The sequence below is a fragment of the Brevundimonas sp. genome (assembly GCF_046293315.1).
Lineage (GTDB): Bacteria > Pseudomonadota > Alphaproteobacteria > Caulobacterales > Caulobacteraceae > Brevundimonas.
Genome location: NZ_JBKBPF010000002.1, coordinates 273,661 through 292,182 on the forward strand (window position 1 = coordinate 273,661; position 18,522 = coordinate 292,182).

The 18,522-nt window shown below is 68.8% G+C and carries 12 protein-coding genes and 1 pseudogene; 5 read left to right on the plus strand and 8 right to left on the minus strand.

Annotated features, from left to right (window positions below; all coding sequences use genetic code 11):
* Positions 1–13: 13 nt before the first annotated feature.
* From ACK4SE_RS03065 to ACK4SE_RS03080, 4 genes are read left to right on the plus strand one after another with little or no spacing between them, the layout of a single operon-like run.
* Positions 14–1,267 carry an aminotransferase class V-fold PLP-dependent enzyme gene (locus tag ACK4SE_RS03065; protein ID WP_409688614.1) on the plus strand — a complete coding sequence of 418 codons (1,254 nt, stop codon included), beginning with the start codon at positions 14–16 and terminating at the stop codon, positions 1,265–1,267.
* Positions 1,264–2,229 (plus strand): ornithine cyclodeaminase family protein, encoded by a 966-nt coding sequence (locus tag ACK4SE_RS03070; RefSeq protein WP_409688617.1) that lies wholly within the window; start codon positions 1,264–1,266, stop codon positions 2,227–2,229. Before ACK4SE_RS03065 ends, ACK4SE_RS03070 begins: the two co-directional genes overlap by 4 nt.
* The gene (locus ACK4SE_RS03075) at positions 2,222–3,544 is read left to right on the plus strand and encodes an APC family permease (protein WP_409688620.1); all 1,323 of its coding nucleotides are present in this window, start codon (positions 2,222–2,224) and stop codon (positions 3,542–3,544) included. Before ACK4SE_RS03070 ends, ACK4SE_RS03075 begins: the two co-directional genes overlap by 8 nt.
* Positions 3,541–4,992 carry a S10 family serine carboxypeptidase-like protein gene (locus tag ACK4SE_RS03080; protein WP_409688623.1) on the plus strand — a complete coding sequence of 484 codons (1,452 nt, stop codon included), beginning with the start codon at positions 3,541–3,543 and terminating at the stop codon, positions 4,990–4,992. The genes ACK4SE_RS03075 and ACK4SE_RS03080 overlap by 4 nt, the downstream gene beginning before the upstream one ends.
* Before the next feature lie 9 nt (positions 4,993–5,001).
* Here the strand turns inward: ACK4SE_RS03080 and ACK4SE_RS03085 are convergent, their stop codons facing one another.
* Genes ACK4SE_RS03085 through ACK4SE_RS03095 form a run of 3 tightly spaced genes read right to left on the minus strand, consistent with a single transcriptional unit; the run spans position 5,002 to position 9,283 of the window.
* A complete protein-coding gene (locus ACK4SE_RS03085; protein WP_409688626.1) occupies positions 5,002–5,973 on the minus strand; it encodes an ornithine cyclodeaminase family protein in 972 nt (323 codons plus the stop codon).
* Positions 5,974–5,991: 18 nt separating this feature from the next.
* Positions 5,992–8,133, minus strand: a complete 2,142-nt coding sequence (locus tag ACK4SE_RS03090) for an amidohydrolase family protein (protein WP_409688629.1) — start codon at positions 8,131–8,133, stop codon at positions 5,992–5,994.
* A gap of 4 nt (positions 8,134–8,137) precedes the next feature.
* Positions 8,138–9,283, minus strand: coding sequence for a pyridoxal phosphate-dependent aminotransferase (locus tag ACK4SE_RS03095; protein ID WP_409688632.1), 1,146 nt, complete (start codon positions 9,281–9,283; stop codon positions 8,138–8,140).
* Between the two features lie 195 nt (positions 9,284–9,478).
* On the opposite strand from ACK4SE_RS03095, the gene ACK4SE_RS03100 reads away from it, so the two are divergent.
* Complete coding sequence (locus ACK4SE_RS03100; RefSeq protein WP_409688635.1) at positions 9,479–9,955, plus strand: Lrp/AsnC family transcriptional regulator; 477 nt, start codon at positions 9,479–9,481, stop codon at positions 9,953–9,955.
* A gap of 7 nt (positions 9,956–9,962) precedes the next feature.
* Here ACK4SE_RS03100 and ACK4SE_RS03105 read toward each other — a convergent pair whose 3' ends face one another.
* From ACK4SE_RS03105 to ACK4SE_RS03125, 5 genes and pseudogenes are all read right to left on the minus strand, one after another.
* A complete protein-coding gene (locus ACK4SE_RS03105; RefSeq protein ID WP_409688638.1) occupies positions 9,963–11,669 on the minus strand; it encodes a hypothetical protein in 1,707 nt (568 codons plus the stop codon).
* A 19-nt stretch (positions 11,670–11,688) separates the two neighbouring features.
* Positions 11,689–13,173: a S10 family peptidase gene (locus ACK4SE_RS03110; RefSeq protein WP_409688641.1), complete on the minus strand. Its 1,485-nt coding sequence runs from the start codon at positions 13,171–13,173 to the stop codon at positions 11,689–11,691.
* A gap of 66 nt (positions 13,174–13,239) precedes the next feature.
* Positions 13,240–16,173, minus strand: coding sequence for a TonB-dependent receptor domain-containing protein (locus ACK4SE_RS03115; protein WP_409688644.1), 2,934 nt, complete (start codon positions 16,171–16,173; stop codon positions 13,240–13,242).
* Between the two features lie 697 nt (positions 16,174–16,870).
* Positions 16,871–17,707 (minus strand): YadA-like family protein, encoded by an 837-nt coding sequence (locus ACK4SE_RS03120; protein ID WP_409688688.1) that lies wholly within the window; start codon positions 17,705–17,707, stop codon positions 16,871–16,873.
* A gap of 63 nt (positions 17,708–17,770) precedes the next feature.
* Positions 17,771–18,511, minus strand: a pseudogene (locus ACK4SE_RS03125) (hypothetical protein); the annotation flags it as partial.
* Positions 18,512–18,522 lie beyond the last annotated feature (11 nt).

The following is an 18,522-nucleotide window of genomic DNA, read 5'->3' on the forward strand; positions in this document are numbered from 1 at the left end:
TGAGGAGAGGGTCATGGCGGACGAGCGGGCACAGGGACTGACGCGGCGAAGCTGGCTGGCCGCCGCCGCCGCCCTGCCCGCGGCCGCCGGCGCTGCGCCCGCCGTCGCTGGTGTCGGCGGGTCTGTTCCGGCCCTGCCCGCCACCGATCAGTTTCCCGACCTCCAGGGCGTCTATCTGGACGCGGGGTCGATCCACCCCTTCAGCGTCGGCGCGCGGGAGTCGGTGCGGCTCTATCTCGAGTCCCGCGCCATGAACGGCGGCCCCGACGGCTACGATTTCGGACCGCTGCGGCAGTCGGTGCTGGAGCGGTTCGCGGCCCTCATCAACGCCACGCCCGCCGAGGTGGCCTATGTCCAGAGCACGTCCGCGGGCGAGCAACTGGCCGTCAGCGCCCTGGGCATTCCAGAGGTCGGCGGCCGCATCGTCACCGACGCGCTGCACTTCTTCGGCTCGTTCCATCTGTATGCCGAACTGGAGCGCGCGGGCATGGAGGTGGTGATCCTGCCCATGCGCGAGAACCGCATCCTGATGTCGGACATGGAGGCGGCGGTGAACGACCGCACGCGTCTGGTCGCCCTGTCCGCCGTCTCGACCATCAACGGCTTCCAGCATGACCTGAAGGCCGTGTGCGATCTGGCCCACGCCCATGGGGCTCATGTCTATGTGGACGCGGTCCACGCCATCGGCGCCGTGCCGTTCGACGTGCGCGCCACCGGCGTCGATCTGGTGGCGTCGTCCAGCTACAAATGGCTGATGGGCGACATGGGGCTGGGCTTTCTCTACGCCCGGGCCGACCTGATTCCCCGGCTGCGCAGGCCGCAGGCCGGCTATCAGCAGCTCGCCGCCTTCTCCAGCCACGCCTATCCCTATGATCCGCCGGGTCCGCGCCTGTTCGAGACCCGCGCGCGCGATGACGCCGCCGGCCTGTTCGCCATGGGCACCTTCACCAACACCGGCCTGGCCCATCTGGACTGGTCGCTGGACTACATCCAGTCGCTGGGCGTGCAGACTATCCAGGCCTGGCGCCAGCCGGTTATCGAACGGGCCCGCGCCGAACTGCCGCGACTGGGCTTCGAGCCCCTGACGCCCGAGGACAGCACCAGCCCGCTGATCGCCTTTGCCTACAGGGACGCCCGCCAGACCTTCGCGGACCGGCTCCGGCGCGCAGGCGTGCGCGTCACCCTGGGCGCGCACCGGCTGCGCGTGTCGGCGTCGATCTTCAACACGTCGGCCGACGTGGATCGTCTGGTGGAGGCGCTGGCTTGAGCGACGCCCTGGTGGTCATGGACGCCGAGGCCGTGCGATCGCGGCTCAGCATAGCGGGGTGCATTCCCCTGATGCGTCAGGCCATGATCGACCTTTCCGACGGCCGGGTCGGGCAGGCCCTGCGCAGTTTCCTGCCCGTGGGCGAAGGGCGGACCTTCGCGCTCATGCCCGCCGTGTCCGACGCCGGGTTCGGGGCCAAGCTGGTCAGCGTCTATGGCGCGCCGGACCGCCCCGGGCGCCGACGGCATCAAGGTCTGGTCGTGATGTTCGACACGGACAACGGTCGTCCGGTCTTTGTCGGCGACGCCGAAGAGATCACCCGCATCCGCACCGCCGCAGCCACGGCGGCGGCCACGAACGCCCTGGCGCGGGATGACGCCCGCGTCCTCGCCCTGATCGGGGCCGGAGCCCAGGCCGAGGCCCATCTGGAAGCCATCGCGGCGGTGCGACCGCTGACGACCGTCCGGGTCTGGGGGCGGGATCTTGAGCGTGTCACCACGTTCACCGATGACATGCAGAACCGCTTCGGCCTTGACGTCCTGCCCTGTGCGACCGCCGCCCAGGCCGTGGAGAGCGCCGATGTGGTCTGCACCCTCACCACCGCGACCGATCCGGTGCTCGAAGGCGCTTGGGTCGCGCCGGGAACCCATGTGAATCTCGTGGGCTCCAGCGGCCCCCATGCGGCCGAGGCGGACGCCGATCTCGTGGCGCGCAGCCTGTTCATCGCCGATCATCGCGGCCACGTTCTGGCTCACGGCGGCGAATTCCTGCGCGCCCGCGAGCAGGGCCGCGTGACCGACGATCACGTGGTGGCCGAGATCGGCGAGGTCTTCTCAGGCCGACACCCGGGCCGAACCGGCACGGACCAGATCACGCTCTACAAATCCCTGGGCCACGCCGCCCAGGATCTGGCGGCGGCCGCATGGCTGCTGTCCCATGAAAGGGGAACTCTGCATGGCTGATGCGCCGCATCTGAAACAGGGCGTGGGCCTGATCTCGGTCATCGCCCTGGGGCTGGGTCTGGCCGTCGGGGTCTCGATCTTCTCGGTCATCGCGCCCGCCACGGCCCTGGCCGGACCGGCCATGCTGCTGGCCGTCGCCCTCGCAGCCGTCCCGATGTTCATCATCGCGGTGACCTACGCCTTCATGGGATCGGCCCTGCCCACGGCGGGCGCGTCCTACGAATGGCCGCGCCGGTTCCTGTCGCCCGCGACCGGATTCATGATCGCCTGGCTGCGCATCGCCGGCAGCGTGGGCGCCATGCTCATCCTTGCGCTGGTGCTGACCCGCTATGTGTCGATGCTGGTCCCGGTTCCCACCAAGGCGACCATGCTGGGCGTGTTTGTCCTGATCTTCGGGCTCAACCTGTGGGGCGTGGCCATCGCCGCGCGGGTCCAGACCGTGCTGATGGCCGGCCTGATCGTTCTGTTCTTCGTGTTCGCCGGCTGGGGCGCGCCGTCCATCCAGCCGGAGTCGTTCACTCCCTTCATGTCCGAGGGCTGGGCGGGCGTGCTGGCCGCCACCCCGGTCCTGATCGGGCTGTTCTTCGGCATCGAAGCCGCCACCGAGGTCGGCGACGAGGTCCGCAACAGCCGACGCGCCATCCCGATCGGCGTGGCCGCCTCCATCGTCTCGGCCATGATCCTGTATCTGATGGTGGCCGCCGTGGCCCTCGGCGTGTTGGGGCCCGAGGCGCTGGCCGCCAGTGAAACCCCGGTTCTGGACGCCGCTGCCGTGTTCATGGGTGACGACATCGCCCGGCCTGTCATCGTCCTCGCGGCGGTGCTCGCTATTGGCAAGTCCCTGAACGCCCTGGCCATGGTGTTCAGCCGCTATCTGTTCGCCATGGCCCGCGCGGCCGCCCTGCCCTCGTCGCTGGCCCGGGTTCATCCGCGCTTCCAGACGCCGCACATTGCGCTGGCCGTCGCTTTCGGCCTGTGCGCCCTGGGCCTTCTGGCGCCCATGAACCTGACCGCCCTGTTTCTGGCCGTGAACGTGCCGACGCTGCTGAAGTATGGGGCCACCTGTCTGTCGGCCACGCGCATCGCGCAACACCACCCCGAGATCCACGCCCAGGCCGCCTTCCGCCCCAGCCGACGCTTCGTCGCCATCTGGGGCTGGATGGGCGTCGTCGCCTCGTTCGTCGTGGTCCTGCTCGGCCTCACCGCCGACTGGCGGCCGTATGTGGCGCTCACGGTCTGGGGGTTGATCGGGGCCGCCTGGTACCTGGTGCGCGGCCGGTTCGGCGTCGGTCCAGATTCCCGGAGTGCGTCATGATCCATTCGTTCCGAAGCCTCGCGGCCGGCGTCGCCCTCACCCTGGCGCTTGCCGCGCCCGCCGCCGCACAGGACCCGCAGAGCCCCCGCTCCGTCGCCACCTCCCATGTGGGGCAACTGAAGGACGGGCCGGTCGCCTATCAGGCGGTCGTGGCCGAGACGGTGGTGCGGTCCGAAGACGGCGAAGGCTCGGGAACGGTGGTCACCACCAGCTACATCCGGACGGATGCCGTTTCCGCCGAACGACCGGTGCTGTTCATCTTCAACGGCGGCCCCGGCGCCTCCACCACCCCGCTGCATTTCGGCGCCTTCGGGCCCATGCGCCGTTTCGGCGAGGCCGATGACCAGTATCTGGCCATGAATCCCCACAGCCTGCTGGATGCGGCGGATCTGGTGTTCATCGACCCGGTGGGCACGGGGTACAGCCACCCTCATGGTGACGGCGCGCCGTTCTGGAGCCGCACGGGCGACGCGCGCTCCGTCGCCGACGTCATCCGCGACTGGCTAGCCCGCCACGACCGTTCGGACGCGCCCCGCTATCTGCTGGGCCAGAGCTACGGCACGATACGTGCGGCGGAGATCACGCGCGTGGCCCCCGACCTGAATTTCGATGGCGTGCTGCTGTTCGCTCTGGTGCCCGGTGAACGCAGCGGCCTCCTCGCCCATATGTCGGCCCTGCCCAGCTATGCGGCGGCCGCCTGGCATCATGGCCGCGCCGCCCGCGACGGCCGCACGGTCGAGCAGGTGTACGAGGACGCCGTGGTGTTCGCGCGCACGGACTATATCGCGGCGCTGATCCAGGGCGCCGCCCTGCCCGACGCGGAGCGGAACGCCATGGCCGGGCGGCTGTCGGCGATGACCGGCCTGCCCGCCGCCCTGATCGCCGAGAACGACCTGCGCATCACCAACACCCTGTTCATGTTCAACCTGCTGGCGGATCAGGGCCTGCGCACCGGCCAGCTGGACGCGCGCGCCACGGCCCGGCTCGACGCCCCGGCGCAGCGCCCGCCCTATGACGACCCCGGCATGAACTACGGCCCCGAGGCCGCCGCGCGGGCCGCCGTCGCCGAGGAGACCGTGTTCCGGCCTGCGGACGGCGTGTCCGTAGTCGACGCCTACTACGGCGATGTGCTGGATTTCCGGGCCGATGACGCCTACCAGGCGCTCAATCTGGAGGTGAACAGCGCCTGGGACCACGAAGGCTTTACAGACGCCATTCCGCATCTGGCCGAGGCCATGGCGCGGGACCCCGATCTGCGGGTGTTCTGGTCGGCCGGATACTACGACCTGTCCACCCCGGCCTACGGCGGGCGCTACACGCTGGATCAGGCGGGCATTCCCGCCGACCGGCTGACCGCAGCCTATTTCGCCTCGGGCCACTCGGTCTTCATCGAGGACACGAACCTTGAGGCCCTGGCGGACGCGGTGCGCGACTTCATGGCGGAGTAGGGGCGCCGCTCAAAAGGCGACCTCGACGCCGCCGCCGCACCGCCGCGCCTGATCCGCCAGCCATGATGCGCAGGCGAGGTCCTGAACCACGTGGCCCAGAGACTTGTATAGGGTGACCTGATCCGGGCGGGTGCGGCCTTTCAGGGTTCCGGCGAACACCTGCCCGATCTCGCCGACCACGTGGCTGTCGTCGATCAGACCGGCCTGTTTCGCCGCCAGAAACTCGGCGCCCTGCGCCAGAACGCCGGGCGCATAATCGGCGATGAAGCGGCTGCGGGCCACAAGGTCCGGCGCGATCTCCACCGGCCCGGCGTAGCTGGACCCCACGGCGTTGATGTGGGCCCCGTCGCTCACCCACTCCGAGATCAGGATCGGCTCGACCGCTGCGGTCACGGTGCAGATGATGTCGGCGTCCTGGACAGCCTCCCGCACGTCGCCCACGGCCTCGACAGGGATCGCGTCGCTGTGCAGGTCAGCGGCGAAGGCCCGGGCGCGGTCCGGAGACCGGCCCCACACGCGAACCCGGGACAGCGGCCGAACGGCGGCGATGGCGGCCACGTGCGCCTTCGCCTGTTCGCCGTAGCCGAGCACCGCCAGCCGCGTCGCGTCCAGCCGGGCCAGAACGTCGGTCGCCGCCGCGCTGGCGCAGGCCGTGCGGATGCGCGTGACCTCCCCGGCGTGCACCAGCGCCGAGGGCGCGCCGTTGGCGGGATCGAACAGGGTGATGACTCCCTGATGGGATGGACGGCCTTGCCCGAAATTCTCTGGATAGACGCTGACCAGCTTGGCCCCGAAAACGGCCTCCCCGGCCATGGCGCCGGGCATCACCCCGAAGGCGCGCCCCTCGGCCAGATGCAGCACGCTGCGCAGGGGCTGAAGGGTCTGGCCCGCTGACAGGGCGATCATCGCATCGCGCACCAGCGGAATGCACGCCTCGACCGTCAGGTGGCCTCGAACGAATTCCTGATCCAGCAGCAGCAAGACAGCCTCCCGGGCGCGTCAGTGGTGATGGTGATCCAGACCCTGGGGGCCGAACAGGACCGGCCGATCAGCGGCTTCGGCCTGTCCGCCCTCGGACGGCGTGCGCGGTGGCTGGATCTCGATCCCATCCGCGAACGGGCGGATGCCCAGCTCGGGATAGATTTCACTGGGCAGATAGACGACCCCGTCCTTCATCACCATGCGGATCGCGCGGATAGCGTTGATGTCCCGGGTGGGATCGCCCGAAACCAGAAAGAAGTCAGCCAGCATGCCGCGCGCGATGCGACCCAGCGAGTGGTCGCGGCCCATGTAGCGTTCAGGGGTCAGGGTCCCCGCCGTCAGGGCTTCGGCCGGGCTCAGGCCCGCCAGCACATAGAGTTCCAGCTCCCGATGCACGGTCAGGCCCAGGGTGTCGTCGGTGCCGGGCAGAAGCACGATGCCCGCGTTGTGCAGGCGCGCGATGGTCTGGAGGATCTTCCGGAAACCGCCCCGATAGGCGGCGTCGGCCTCCGGCGTGTCGATGTCCACGAAGGCGCGCCGACGATAGCGCTGATAGCCGATCGGCATGTTGTCGATGAAGGCCTCAGCCATGGCGGGGACCTGTCCGGCCCGGCTCATCATCAGGGTCTCGAGAGTGACGGCGGTGACGTCCAGGGCTGCGTTCTCCGCCAGCATCAGGTCGATGGTCCGCTGCACCGGCGCGCTGTTCAGGTCCAGATCCGCGCCCCGCGCCATGGCGGTGAGGCGCAGAGGCGTGCGGGAGTCCTCGCCCGGCTCGAGCAGCCAGCCCAGCATCAGCTGGTTGATGTGCGAAATCTCGTCATAGCCGGCCTCAAGCGCCTGATCCGGCGTGACGAAGGCCGGGATGTGTCCCGTCACGCCCAGCCCCAGCCGGTGCGCCTCGGCGGTCACCGGCCCGACCCATTCCGGATGCAGCGAGTTGTAGATTTTCAGCTGCCAGTAGCCGTGGTCGGCGTACCAGCGCACGGCCTCCAGCGCGTCGTCCAGAGTGTCGGCCAGGATGCCGGTGCGCACGGAATAGGGGCTGCGGCCTTCCAGCATGCCGTTGCGCACAATGCGGGGCCCCGGCAGCAGGCCCTGCTCGATCTGGTCGGTCAGGTCCAGCAGACGCTCATTGTCGTTGCCCATGTCGCGGGTCGTGGTCACACCTGCGGCCAGATAGAAAAGACCGCTCTGCAGCGAGTTGTGGGCGTGCATGTCGTGCAAGCCGGGGATCAGCGTGCCGCCCTGACCGTCGATCTCGTAGACGTCGTCGCGCGTGGGTCCGCCGCTCTCGGGCAGGATGGTGGTGATGCGATCGTCAAACACGGTCACCTCGGACGGCGACGACAGGGTCCCGGTCTCAGGATCGAAAATACGCACATTGCGGATCCGCACGGGGGCGTCGAACCGGTGCGCCAGTCGGGTCTGCAGTTCGCCGATGCGCTCGCGTTCCAGCCCGGCGTGGAGTTCCCTGAGCGCCGGCGCCGCGTCGGCCAGGTCCTCGCGGATGACGCCGCCCAGATCCCCGATCAGCGCATTGTCATCATCCAGTATCACATAGCCCGGCGCCAGGTTCAGTCCGGTCAGGCGATAGATAGTCCCCTCGACGCCGCTGTCGCCCACGGCCGCGCGCCGCACCTCGGTCAGGGTGATCTGCCCGCCCGGCGTCACGTCCAGCGCCCGCCCCGGCGCCTGACGCAGCACCCGCGCGTAGAGCGCCAGACTCCACGGGCTGGCGTCATTGGCCACATACAGCACCGGATCGGGCGCCGGCGCCTGGCCGGCGTCGGCCTGGCTGATCCAGCTCAGTCGCCCGTCGCTGCGTTCGAACCGTTCGTTGACCGCGCCGCCGAACAATGAGGTTCCGTCGATGGTCCACAGCACCGGATAGCCGTCCCGGTCCAGCGCGAGCCGCTCCTGATGCCTGGGTCCGCGCCCGTTGTTGTCCACGTGATAGTCGATCTCGACCGTTCGCCCGTCCTCATCGACCACCATCCAGCCGACGGATTCGCCCCCGGCGATGACCAGATACCGGACGGGTTCGGCCATTGCCGTGGTCGTTGCCAGCAGAACCCAGACGCTCCCGACCATGGCCAATAGCCGCAGCAGCGCCATGCCCTGGCCGCGCATCCGTCCGCCCCGGCCCGATCGGATCATGCTCTCATCCTTCGTCTCGTCTGCGGCGCAGGCTTTCGTGCAGCCGCGACAGGCCTTCATCAAGGGCGGCCGGCGACAGGCCGAAGCCCAGACGCATGTGCCCCGCATGGCCGAACATCTCGCCCGGCGCCGTCACCAGCCCGTCCTCGCGCCAGATCGTTTCGGCCAGCCTGAGGGTGTCGGGGTGGCCCACCACGCGCGGGAACGCCATGCAGCCGAACGGCGGGGTCTCGCCCTCGATCAGGCCGTCCGAGGCCATGGCCGCCATGTGCCGCGCCAGAACCGGCCGTCCCGCCGCCAGCACCCCGCGCCAATGATCTTCAAAGGGCTGGCTGTCTTCCATCACCATCGCCGCCACCGCATGGGTCAGCTTGGAGACACCGAACTCCAGCCCGCTGTTGGCCGAAGCAACCCGGGCGATTACGTCGGGATCAGCGATGATCCAGCCGCAGCGAAGGGCATAGAGGCCGAACACCTTGCTCAGGCTGTTGATGCGGATGAGGTTGGGCGCGGCCTGAAGGCGGATCGCGCCGTCGCGCGCGAAGTCCGCGTAGACCTCGTCCACCACCAGCCAGGCGCCCACCTCGGCCGCGGCCTCGGCAAGCTCCAGCACCCGCGTCTCGTCCAGCAGGCGGCCGGACGGATTGTGGAGATTGCTGATGACCACCATGCGGGTGTCCGGCCGCAGCGCCAGACGCAGATCGGCCGCCGTCAGGTCGAAGTCCGGAGCGGAACGCGCCAGATCCGTCACCTGACACCACGCCGCATGGGCGAGGCTGGACAGGACGTCGAAACCGGGCCGCTCCACCAGCACATGATCGCCCGGCGACATGAGGGTATTCAGCACCTGGGCCATGCCGTTCGACACGCCCGTGACAGCCAGAATGGAACGCTGGGCCACGCCATAGCGGGCGGCGAGCGCCGCCAGAAGATGGGGATTGCCGCGCCCGAACACGCTCTCGTAGCGATCCGGCGGGCCGCCGGCGAACGCCTGGCTGACCAGACCGGCCAGCAGGTCGACCGGCTCCTGCACGGTGCTTTCAAAGACGAGCAGCGAGCCCCGGGGCAAGGGCATCCGCCGATAGAGGTCTCGGGTCCAGGCGCTGTAGCTCGAGGGTGCGTAAAGCGCATCGTCGGGGCGGTTTGTCACAGGATCGCTCCGGGTCAGGGATGCTGGAGTGGAGGTCGCGGGCATCCTCAGCCTGGGTCATCAAAGGGCGCGACAGTCGCCCCCACGGGCCGCATGATATCCGCGATCAGCGCGAAGAATCTTTGCGTTTGCCACCATCAAACCTTCCATGCATGAATAGACAATGCGGATTTAGCGACGGTTTGTGAGTGATCAATGCCGAACGATCTGGACGCCATCGATGTACGGATTCTGGAGCAGCTTCAGCGTGACTGCTCCATCTCCACGTCTGAGCTGGCAGAGCGGGTGGGCCTGTCCCAGTCCCCCTGCTGGCGCCGCATCCAGCGGCTGAAGGACGAGGGCTACATCAAGGCCCAGGTGGCCATCCTGGACGCCGAGAAGATGGGCTTCCAGCTGCACGTCTTCGCCCAGCTCAAGATCAAGCACCTGACCGAAGACGAGCGGGACAAGTTCCTGGCCGCCATCGAAGCCACGCCCGAGATCGTCGAATGCTATTCGATCCTCGGCGAGCGGGACGCCATGATCAAGGTCATCGCGCCCGATATCCGCTGGTATCAGGAGTTCATCTTCACGCAGATCCTGAAGCTGCCGGGCGTGGTCGACATCAACTCCACCGTGGCCCTGTCCGAGATGAAGCGCTCCACCTTCCTGCCGGTCCGCGGCGCGCGCTGAAGCGCCCTCAGATGCCGCAGGCCTGCTCGGGCACATTGTTCCTCACCCAGCGATAGCCCTGCCGCGCCGGGCCCCAGGGCTCGAAGGTGATGCGCACCGCCTGCCCGTCCCGGACCAGCGCCAGCGTCGCCTCACCCGGCCCGGCGGCCTCCAGCGCCTCCAGCGCGTCGGGGTCCGCCAGACGGTCGCCGTCGCGCACGCCGGCCAGCGCCCCGTGACCCTCGGGCAGCAGACGCGTCACGCGCCCGTCGGGCTCCACCCGGAAGCCCGGTTCGAAGCGCCGCAGGGTAGCGGCCTCGCGCTCGAAACAGCGCCCCAGCAGATTGTCGGGCAGGTCCATGGGGCGGCCGGCCATCATGGTCTCGAACTCCGCGACCCCGTCCTCGCCCAGTTCTTGCCGCAGCAGCGCAACCCAGCCCGCGCGGCTGTAATCCCCGCCGTTGCGCCGGGCGTCCAGCAGAGCCAGCACCAGATCATCGACCCGCTTCTCGCCGTTCGAGGCGACGCGCATGCGGGCGTCCACCTGGGCGAAATAGATCGGCCCGCGCTGATAGGGCACCAGCTGGGCGTCGCCATCCGAGAAGAACAGCCGCGTCACCTCGTCGTTGGGCAGGTCGCTACGCGGGTTGGTGTAATAGGATCGGGCCAGGTCGTTCATGGCCGTCTGGAACTGATCGAGACTGGTCAGCCTGGCGCGATAGGACAGCACCTCGGTGTAGTAGCTGGTCGTGCCTTCGGACCACCACTGGCTGGTCTCCTCGCCCAGCCCGTTCAGCCAGTTGTGCAGGGTTTCATGGGCCAACAGCCCCAGAACCTCGCTCTCCTCGCGCGCCTGCCCCTCCACATTGCCGAACATGAAGGAATTGTACCCGCCCGATCCGCCGCCGGCGAAGGCGGGAGTGGTGCGCATGAAGACCCGGAAGGGCGCCGCCTCATCGCCGAAGAAGGTGGAGAACCGCCCATAGGCGTCCTCGATCCGACCCAGCGCGTTCTCGAGATCGAATGCGGGCGGGGTGATCCAGTAGCCGACAAAGGCGCCACGCCCGTCCGAGGGCAGGCTGTGCAGCGGCCCGGCCATGAAATAGCTGCTGGCCACGCCCTGTTGCGGCACCACGGCCTCGATCGATCCCTCGCCCAGGCTGCTCACGCCCCGCGCGCCTTCCGGCATGTCCGAAAGATCCCAGTCGATGCGCACCGGCCGGGGCCAGCCGTCCGGCGGCAAGGCGATGATCACGGCGCCGGAGCCGTGAAAGCCCTGCCCTTCGCCGCGCATGTCATAGAGCGGACCGGGCCGTGTGGCGGGGGTGATCTCGCGCGGCGTGGCCTGATAGCGCACCACCACATCGCCCAAGGTCGCCCGCTGCACCCGCCAGCGTCGATCCTGCCGGAATCCTGTGGGATCAACCGGGTCTTCCTCAACCGTCAGGGCCAGCGGTCCGAGGTCGTCCGAGGCCGACAGCGCGCGGGAGTCCTGCAAGGCCGACGGGGCCATGGCCCGGATCAGCGGCAGCTCGATCAGGACATCGCCCCCGGCGGCGCCCGGCGCTTCCAGCGTCACCCGCACGTCCACGGTGGCCACGGCGTCGGCCGCCATGCGCGGCGACAACAGCATCCTCAGCTCAGAACCCACGGCCTCGGGGTCCCCGGCATGCGCGGCGGTGAACGACAGCGCCATCGCCACGGCGAGAGATGCGATCCAGATCGATTTCAGCATGGCGCGAATTCCTTGAACGCTACGAACGAGGCCCCGCCACGAAGGCCCGCAGGTCCTCGGCCATGGCGGTGCGCGCGTCGGGATTGCTGTAGGCCATGTGCCCGCCCTCATATTCCCGCAGCACGATGCGCTCGCGCGTATAGGCGGCCTGATCGGCCAGATACCGGGCCGGCCCCAAGGTGGTCGTGGTGTCGAACACGCCGGTGCCGATCATCAGACGAAACCGGGGATTGGCCGCCATCGCCTGCTCCACGCCCCGGTCATAATTGTAGTCGTCGAAGGGGCCGCCGGCGCCGGACGACGGCGCATAGGCCCACGGTCCCGGACGCGGCGCCGAGGCGCGGTAGTCGTCCATGGGCAGGGTGACGCCCAGGGTCTCGGTCAGATGTCGCGCCAGCAGAGGCGGGATCATGGCGTTGACCTTGCCGTAGGGATCCGTCGCGGGCTCGTCCGCCGCCGGCGCCGGCCCGGCGTACCGGGCGTCGTACATGGCCAGCACCAGCCCCTGGTCGCGCAGCAGTTCGCGGCAGAAGGCGACCTTGGTGATCATCAGCCGATTGGCCAGGTAGTAATCCCGCCCGATGCCGGTCAGGGCTTCCAGCCGCGCCGCCATGGCCCGGCTTTCGGCGACCGGGAGCGCGTTCCCCCGCCGAAGCGCGTCCAGATAATCCGTCATGGCGAAGGCCCAGGATTCCTCGATCCGCGCCGAGAGACCCCCATCGCGGTTTATGCGGCCGTGATGCCAGGCGACCGCCGTCAGGGTCGGCAGGTTCGTGGCGTAGGAGAGGATGTTGCGCGTGCGCTGGCTGGTCTCGATCATGTTCAGGGCCTGCCCCAGCAGCACCAGCCCTTCCAGTGGGCGAGTCTCGCTGAGCAGTCCCGCCGTCAGCGCCGCGCGCAAGGTGCCGTAGCTCTCGCCCACCAGATGGACCGGCGAGGTCTCGCGGCCGGCCGCCCGCAACCAGACCTGGATGAACTCGGCCGTCATCAGGGAATCGGCGCGGTCCGAATAGGCCCGAAACCTGTCCGTTTCGTCTTCAAGACGGCTGAACCCCGTCTCCGGCGGATCGACGAACACCAGGTCGGCCACGTCCAGCGGACAGTCGGTGTTGTCCACCAGGGCGTAGGGCGGGGCCACATCGGCGGTCACGTCGCGCGGCGGATCGTAGCGCCGGGGGCCGAAGGCGCCGATGTGCAGATAGGACGAGGCCACGATGGGCCCGCCGTTGAACAGAAACAGCACGGGCCGCGCGGGGTCGCGGGGTTCGGCCACATAGGCGGTGGTCACGAATCGGGCGGCCGGTCGATCCGGCGCCGCGGTAATCCGGGTTTCCTCCACCGTGGTCGTGTAGCGAACTGTACGGCCGTTAAAGCGGCCTCCATGCCGGGTGACGAAGCGCACGGGCGCACCGGGCGTGGCCGCCTGCGCCCTCACCGCCCCCGCGCCGCTGGACAGGGCCAGCCCGGTGAGGACGGTTCTGCGGCTGAGCGGACTGAAGGGCATGACGAACTCCACGGCGTCGGACGACAGCGACAGGGGCGACGCGCACGCCGCCGCCCCTGCTCTATCCTAGAAGCGGGCGTTCAGTCCGACGAAGTACTGGCGGCCCAGAATGTCGCCATAGTTCCGGGTCGGATACGACGGCTCCTCATCGGTCAGGTTGGTGACCCCGGCGCGCAGGGTGACGTCGCCGAAATCATACTGCCCCGACAGATTGTGCCGCATGTTGCTGTCGATATCGGGCACCGGCGTGGACTCGATGGTGTCGAACAGGTTCACCTTGGCGTCCGGCAGATAGGACATCGAGTAGCTGAGACGCAGCGGTCCGCGCGACCAGCGCACGTCGTAGCGCGAGACCCAGTCGGGCGCCCGGGTGGTGCCGTCGGTGCGCAGATAGTCGAACCCGGTCACCGAGGTCTCCAGCAGCGCCGTGTGGGTGATCTCGGCGTTCAGTTCGACGCGGCCATAGTCAAGCCCGCCGAACCAGTCATCCAGGCCGAACACATAGTTGATGTTGTAGACCTCCCCCTCGTAGCGAACACGCCCCGCATTGAAGGTGGTGGAGTTGGCGGTGGCCACATGCCCCTGGCCGTTGAAGGTGAACTGGTCGCAGACCGCGCTCCGTTCAGCAGAGTCAAAGCAGGTGGTCAGGAAGTCCTGGGGCAGGAACGCCGACAGGCCGTCCTTCAGATCCACCTCGATCCGGTCGGCGACGATCGTCAGTCCGGGAATGAACGACGGCTGCAGGATGACGCCATAGGTGAAGGTGTCCGACAGTTCATTGCGCAGATCCGGGTTGCCCCCCGAGGTGATCATCACCGCGTTGAAGTTCTCGCCGGGGTCCTGGAAGCCGTCCAGCGGACCCCACGCGGGATTGGCCGCGAACAGACTCTCGCAGTTGGCGCGCCGTACGGCCGGGTTCGGCCCGCTGTTGATGCGGTCGGCGTCACAGGGATTGACGCCGATGGCGCCGAGCGTCGTGGACGACGGCGCGAACAGCTGGTCCAGCGTCGGGGCGCGGAAGTTGCGGCTGCGGGACACCCGCAACGTCACCCCGTCCACCACGCCCCAGCGCAGGCCGGCGCCCCAGACGTCTTCACGCCCGGCGATGGAGTTGTCCACGGTGCGGTAGGCCCCGTCGAACTCAAGGCTCTGCGCGAACGGCAGGCTGAATTCGCCGCCCAGGATGGGCACCAGCACTTCGGCCGAAAACTCGTTGGTGTTGTAGGAACCGCCGGTGGGCACGGATACCGTGCCCGACCCGGTCAAGCCCAGCTGGGCGGATTCCGCCGGAATGAAGTCGGACGACTCCCGGCGATACTCATAGGCCACCGAGAAGCTGGCCGGGCCGGCCGGAAGCTGGAACAGCGTGCCGCCCAGGGTGGCGAGGAAATTGTCCTGGCTGTTCTCGTAGGTCTGGCCCGTGCGGACCGCCACATAGTCGCGCATCTCGTCGGTGACGGTGCCCGCGCCGAACGGATTGATGGGCACGCAGGCCGGATCGTCATTGGTGGCGTCGGCGTCCGCATTGATGGCGCAGACGATGTTCCCGCCGCTCTCGACCGCGTTAACAGCGTTCTGCATGCGCTGGGTCCAGATACCCCACCCGGCGGTTTCGCCGTCCACCTCGGCCCGGCTGTAGGACAGGCTCCAGTAGAAGTTGCGGTCCGCCCAGTCGAAGTCGCCGTCCAGACCCACCTGGGCCCGCCACACATCGGTCGTGTGGACGTACTCGCGGGTCGGCACGGCGTCGGCCCACTGCTTGGACAGGAACAGCGGCGCCCCGGCCGCAAAGGCCGGGCTGGCCGCCGTCAGCTGGGCCAGGGCCTCGGCCGAGAGGAACGGATTGTTGCGCGTGAAGGTCAGGACGCCCGCGCCGGACGCCGCGTTGTTCAGGACCGTGTTGCTGCCGCCCTGGGTGCCGTAGGGATCGCGGCCCTCGGTCGAGGCGAACATCAGTTCGCCCGACAGCCGGACGCGGTCGGTCAGATCATAGTGGCCGATCAGATTGGCGTTGACGCGTTCGACGGCCGAATACAGGGCGGCGATCTCGCGATAATCCCAACCGTCACCCCCGGAAGCGAACGGGACCCCGAACACTTCGCCGGTGTCGTAGGACACGACGCTCTGGCCGTCTGCGGCGAATTGGGTCGGCGCGCCGTCGATGCGCAGCAGCAGGGCGGGTGACGGCGCCGGCGTCGTGTAGATCACGCCGTTGTAGTTGAACGGCCAGAAGCGGGCGTTGAAGATTTCGCGCAGCGCCGGGATCCCGTCCGTCTCGCTGGTGTTGGCCGGATTGCTGGTGGTCAGACGGCCCAGGTCCGAGATGGGCCGGTCGTAGCTGAGCAGGGAGTCGGTCTCCGACCACTCCAGGCTGCCCGAGACATTGGCGCGACCGTCCAGCAGATTGCGGCCGGCCGTGAGCCGCGCGCTCTGCTGGGGATAGTCGTTGCGCGACGACAACCCATACTGCACGTCGAACTCCATCCCGTCGAAGTCGTCGCGCAACACATAGTTGACCACCCCGGCGATGGCGTCCGAGCCGTAGACCGCCGCGCCCCCGGCCTGGACGATGTCCACCCGTTCCAGCAGGCCGACGGGAATGGCGTTGGTGTCCACAACCCGGTCGCCGGTGCCGGCCCCGGTGGTGACGAAGCGGCGCCCGTTCACCAGCGTCAGGGTGCGCCCGGCGCCGAGGCCGAACAGGTTGGGGTACTGCCGGCCGCTGCCCGCTGCAGCGCCGCTGCCGTCGGCCAGGGGGGCGGACGGGATCACCGAGGTGTTCTGGTTCAGCGCCTGTCCGGCCTGGATGAAGCCCCGCTCGTTCATGACCGCCTGATCGATTACGGTCACCGGCGCCGAGGTCGTCGTCTCGACCCGCCGGATGCGGGAGCCGGTGATGACGACCTCCTGGACCTCGACCGGCTCACCGATGACGTCGCTGTCCGGCGCAACGGTCTGGGCGTTGACGGGCCCCGCGGCGAGGATGAGCGACAGGGTCATCCCGCTCACAATGGTAGAGCTCAGAAGTCCGGCTCGGCTCGATAGTTTATTCATGATCTATCCCCTTCCAGGGCGGACACCCCGATGACATCCCACCGCCCGTGATTACAGTGAGCGTAAGGCCATCAAGCGAAAATGTTCTTTCGTATTCGCAGGCGCACACGCCCCTTCACGGAGCCTTCATGCAAAGATCGCAGTTTTGACGCTTAAGTCATGCGCGCAGGGAATCCCCCGGCTGACTCGCCAGAGCACAGCGTCATCGCCGTCAGCGGCGAAAGGCGAGTGTGCGTATCAAAGCCGAAAACTGGCCGACAGCGGGGTGAAACATGAGATGGCGCACCGCCAGATGTCGGCCTCATCTTCTGGCAGGAGCACGTGCTCAGTCGGAGCGGCATCGATCGTCTCAGACGACGTCGCTCATGAAGCATTCGCATTACAGCCGCCGCTGGACGGGCTTTCCGGGCGACTTGGGCTCACGACAGCCGCACGGGCGGCGCGTGCATGGTTGTGGAGTTGCCAATGACAGAGATCGCCGCCCCTGCTGCAGCTACGGGAAGTCAGGAAGCGACGGGGTGGGCGAGACTTCTGGGCCGGCGCCGGTAGGGGCGCGGGGACGGCGGCTGGGCGGCGGTGGCGCAGGTCGGATTGATCCTGACCTGCATCATCGCGACCCCACAAAGACCGTCCCCCGCCGCCTTCAGAAGCTGAAGCCGATGCCGACGCCGCCGCCCGATCCGCCGCCGCGGGCGAAGGTTGCGCTTCCGCGGAGGGTCACGCGACCGTCTCTCATCAGGTGCGAGGCTCCCAACGAAAAGGCGCTTTCGCCGCGCCAGTGACCAAGACCGGCGCCGATCATCGTCCGGCCGGGCTGAAACGCCTGGGGGATGTTTGCGGCCGCCAGGGCCGCCGCGGTCCCGGCGTCGGCGCGCTCACGCAGGTCTCCCATTCCCTCCCATACCCGCATGACTTCGGCGTCCGTGTAGGCGAAGGCGGAAGCCAGCGTGCGGGCGTCGCCTTCATCGGCATAGGTCTGGGCCGAAGCCAGCGTGGCGGCGTCACCGTCGTCGGCATGGGCGCGGCTGCGGCCCTCCGCCGCGTTCACCTCGGCGGCGGTGAAGGCGTTGGCGCTGGCCAGCGTCCCGGCGTTGGCCGTAGCCATCTGGCCAACGGTGGCCGCGTCGGACGGGGCGATCCCGTCGGCCAGATTGACGATCCGGCGCTCAGCCCCGACCGCGCCGACGGAGACGGTGTCGTCCTGATCGGCGATCGATCCGTCACCGAGGGCGACGGCGTTGGTCCCCGTGGCCTCGGAGAAGGTGCCGATCGCCGTGCTGAACTCTCCGCTCGCGGTCGCGCCGACGCCCGTGGCCGTGCTGCGTCTGCCGCTCGCGGTCGAGGAGTCGCCGGTGGCCGTGCTGAGTGCCCCGCTCGCGGTCGAGAGGCGCCCCGTGGCGGTGCTGGAAGACCCGCTGGCTGTCGATCTTTGGCCCGTGGCTGTGCTGAGGTCCCCACTCGCGGTCGAGTCGGCGCCCATGGCCGTGCTGGTAATCCCGCTCGCGGTCGATCCGGCGCCAGTCGCCGTTGCGCGTTCACCGCTCGCGACCGATCCGGCGCCCGTGGCCGTGCTGGCCACCCCGCTGGCCTCCGACAAAACGCCCGCCGCGGTGCCGGCATTCCCGGTGGCGGTGGAGCGGGCGCCCGTCGCCGTGCTTCTGAAACCGCTCGCGGTCGATCCGGCGCCCGTGGCTGTGCTGTCCATCCCGCTCGCTGTCGAGGAGCTGCCCGTTGCCGTGCTGTAAGCCTCGCTCGCTTCCGCGTCGAGGCCCGTGGCCGTGCTGCCTTCCCCGCTCGCCTCCGAGTTGGCGCCTGTGGCCGTGCTGCTTAGCCCGCTCGCGGTTGACGCGGATCCAGTGGCTGTGCTGTTTCCTTCGCTTGCAGTCGAGTCGGCGCCCGTGGCTGTGCTGCCTCCCCCGCTCGCCTCCGAGTTGGCGCCTGTGGCCGTGCTGCTTAGCCCGCTCGCGGTTGATGCGGATCCCGTGGCCGTGCTGTTTCCTTCGCTTGCAGTCGAGTCGGCGCCTGTGGCTGTGCCGTTTTCCCCGCTCGCTTCCGAGTAAGCCCCCGTGGCCGTGCTGAATGACCCGGTTGCGGTCGCGCCCGGGCCGCAAGCCAGTCTGGTTTCGCCCGGATTGGTCACACAGGTGGTCACCACGCTGCCGGGGCCGGCGTCCTGGGCGGCGGCGGCGTGGGGCAGGGCCAGGGCGGATACCCCGGCCAGCAGACCGACCGCGCCAAGGCGGCGGATACGGGCGGCAAGGATCGAAGAAGTGGGACGGGTCATGTCAGGTCCTC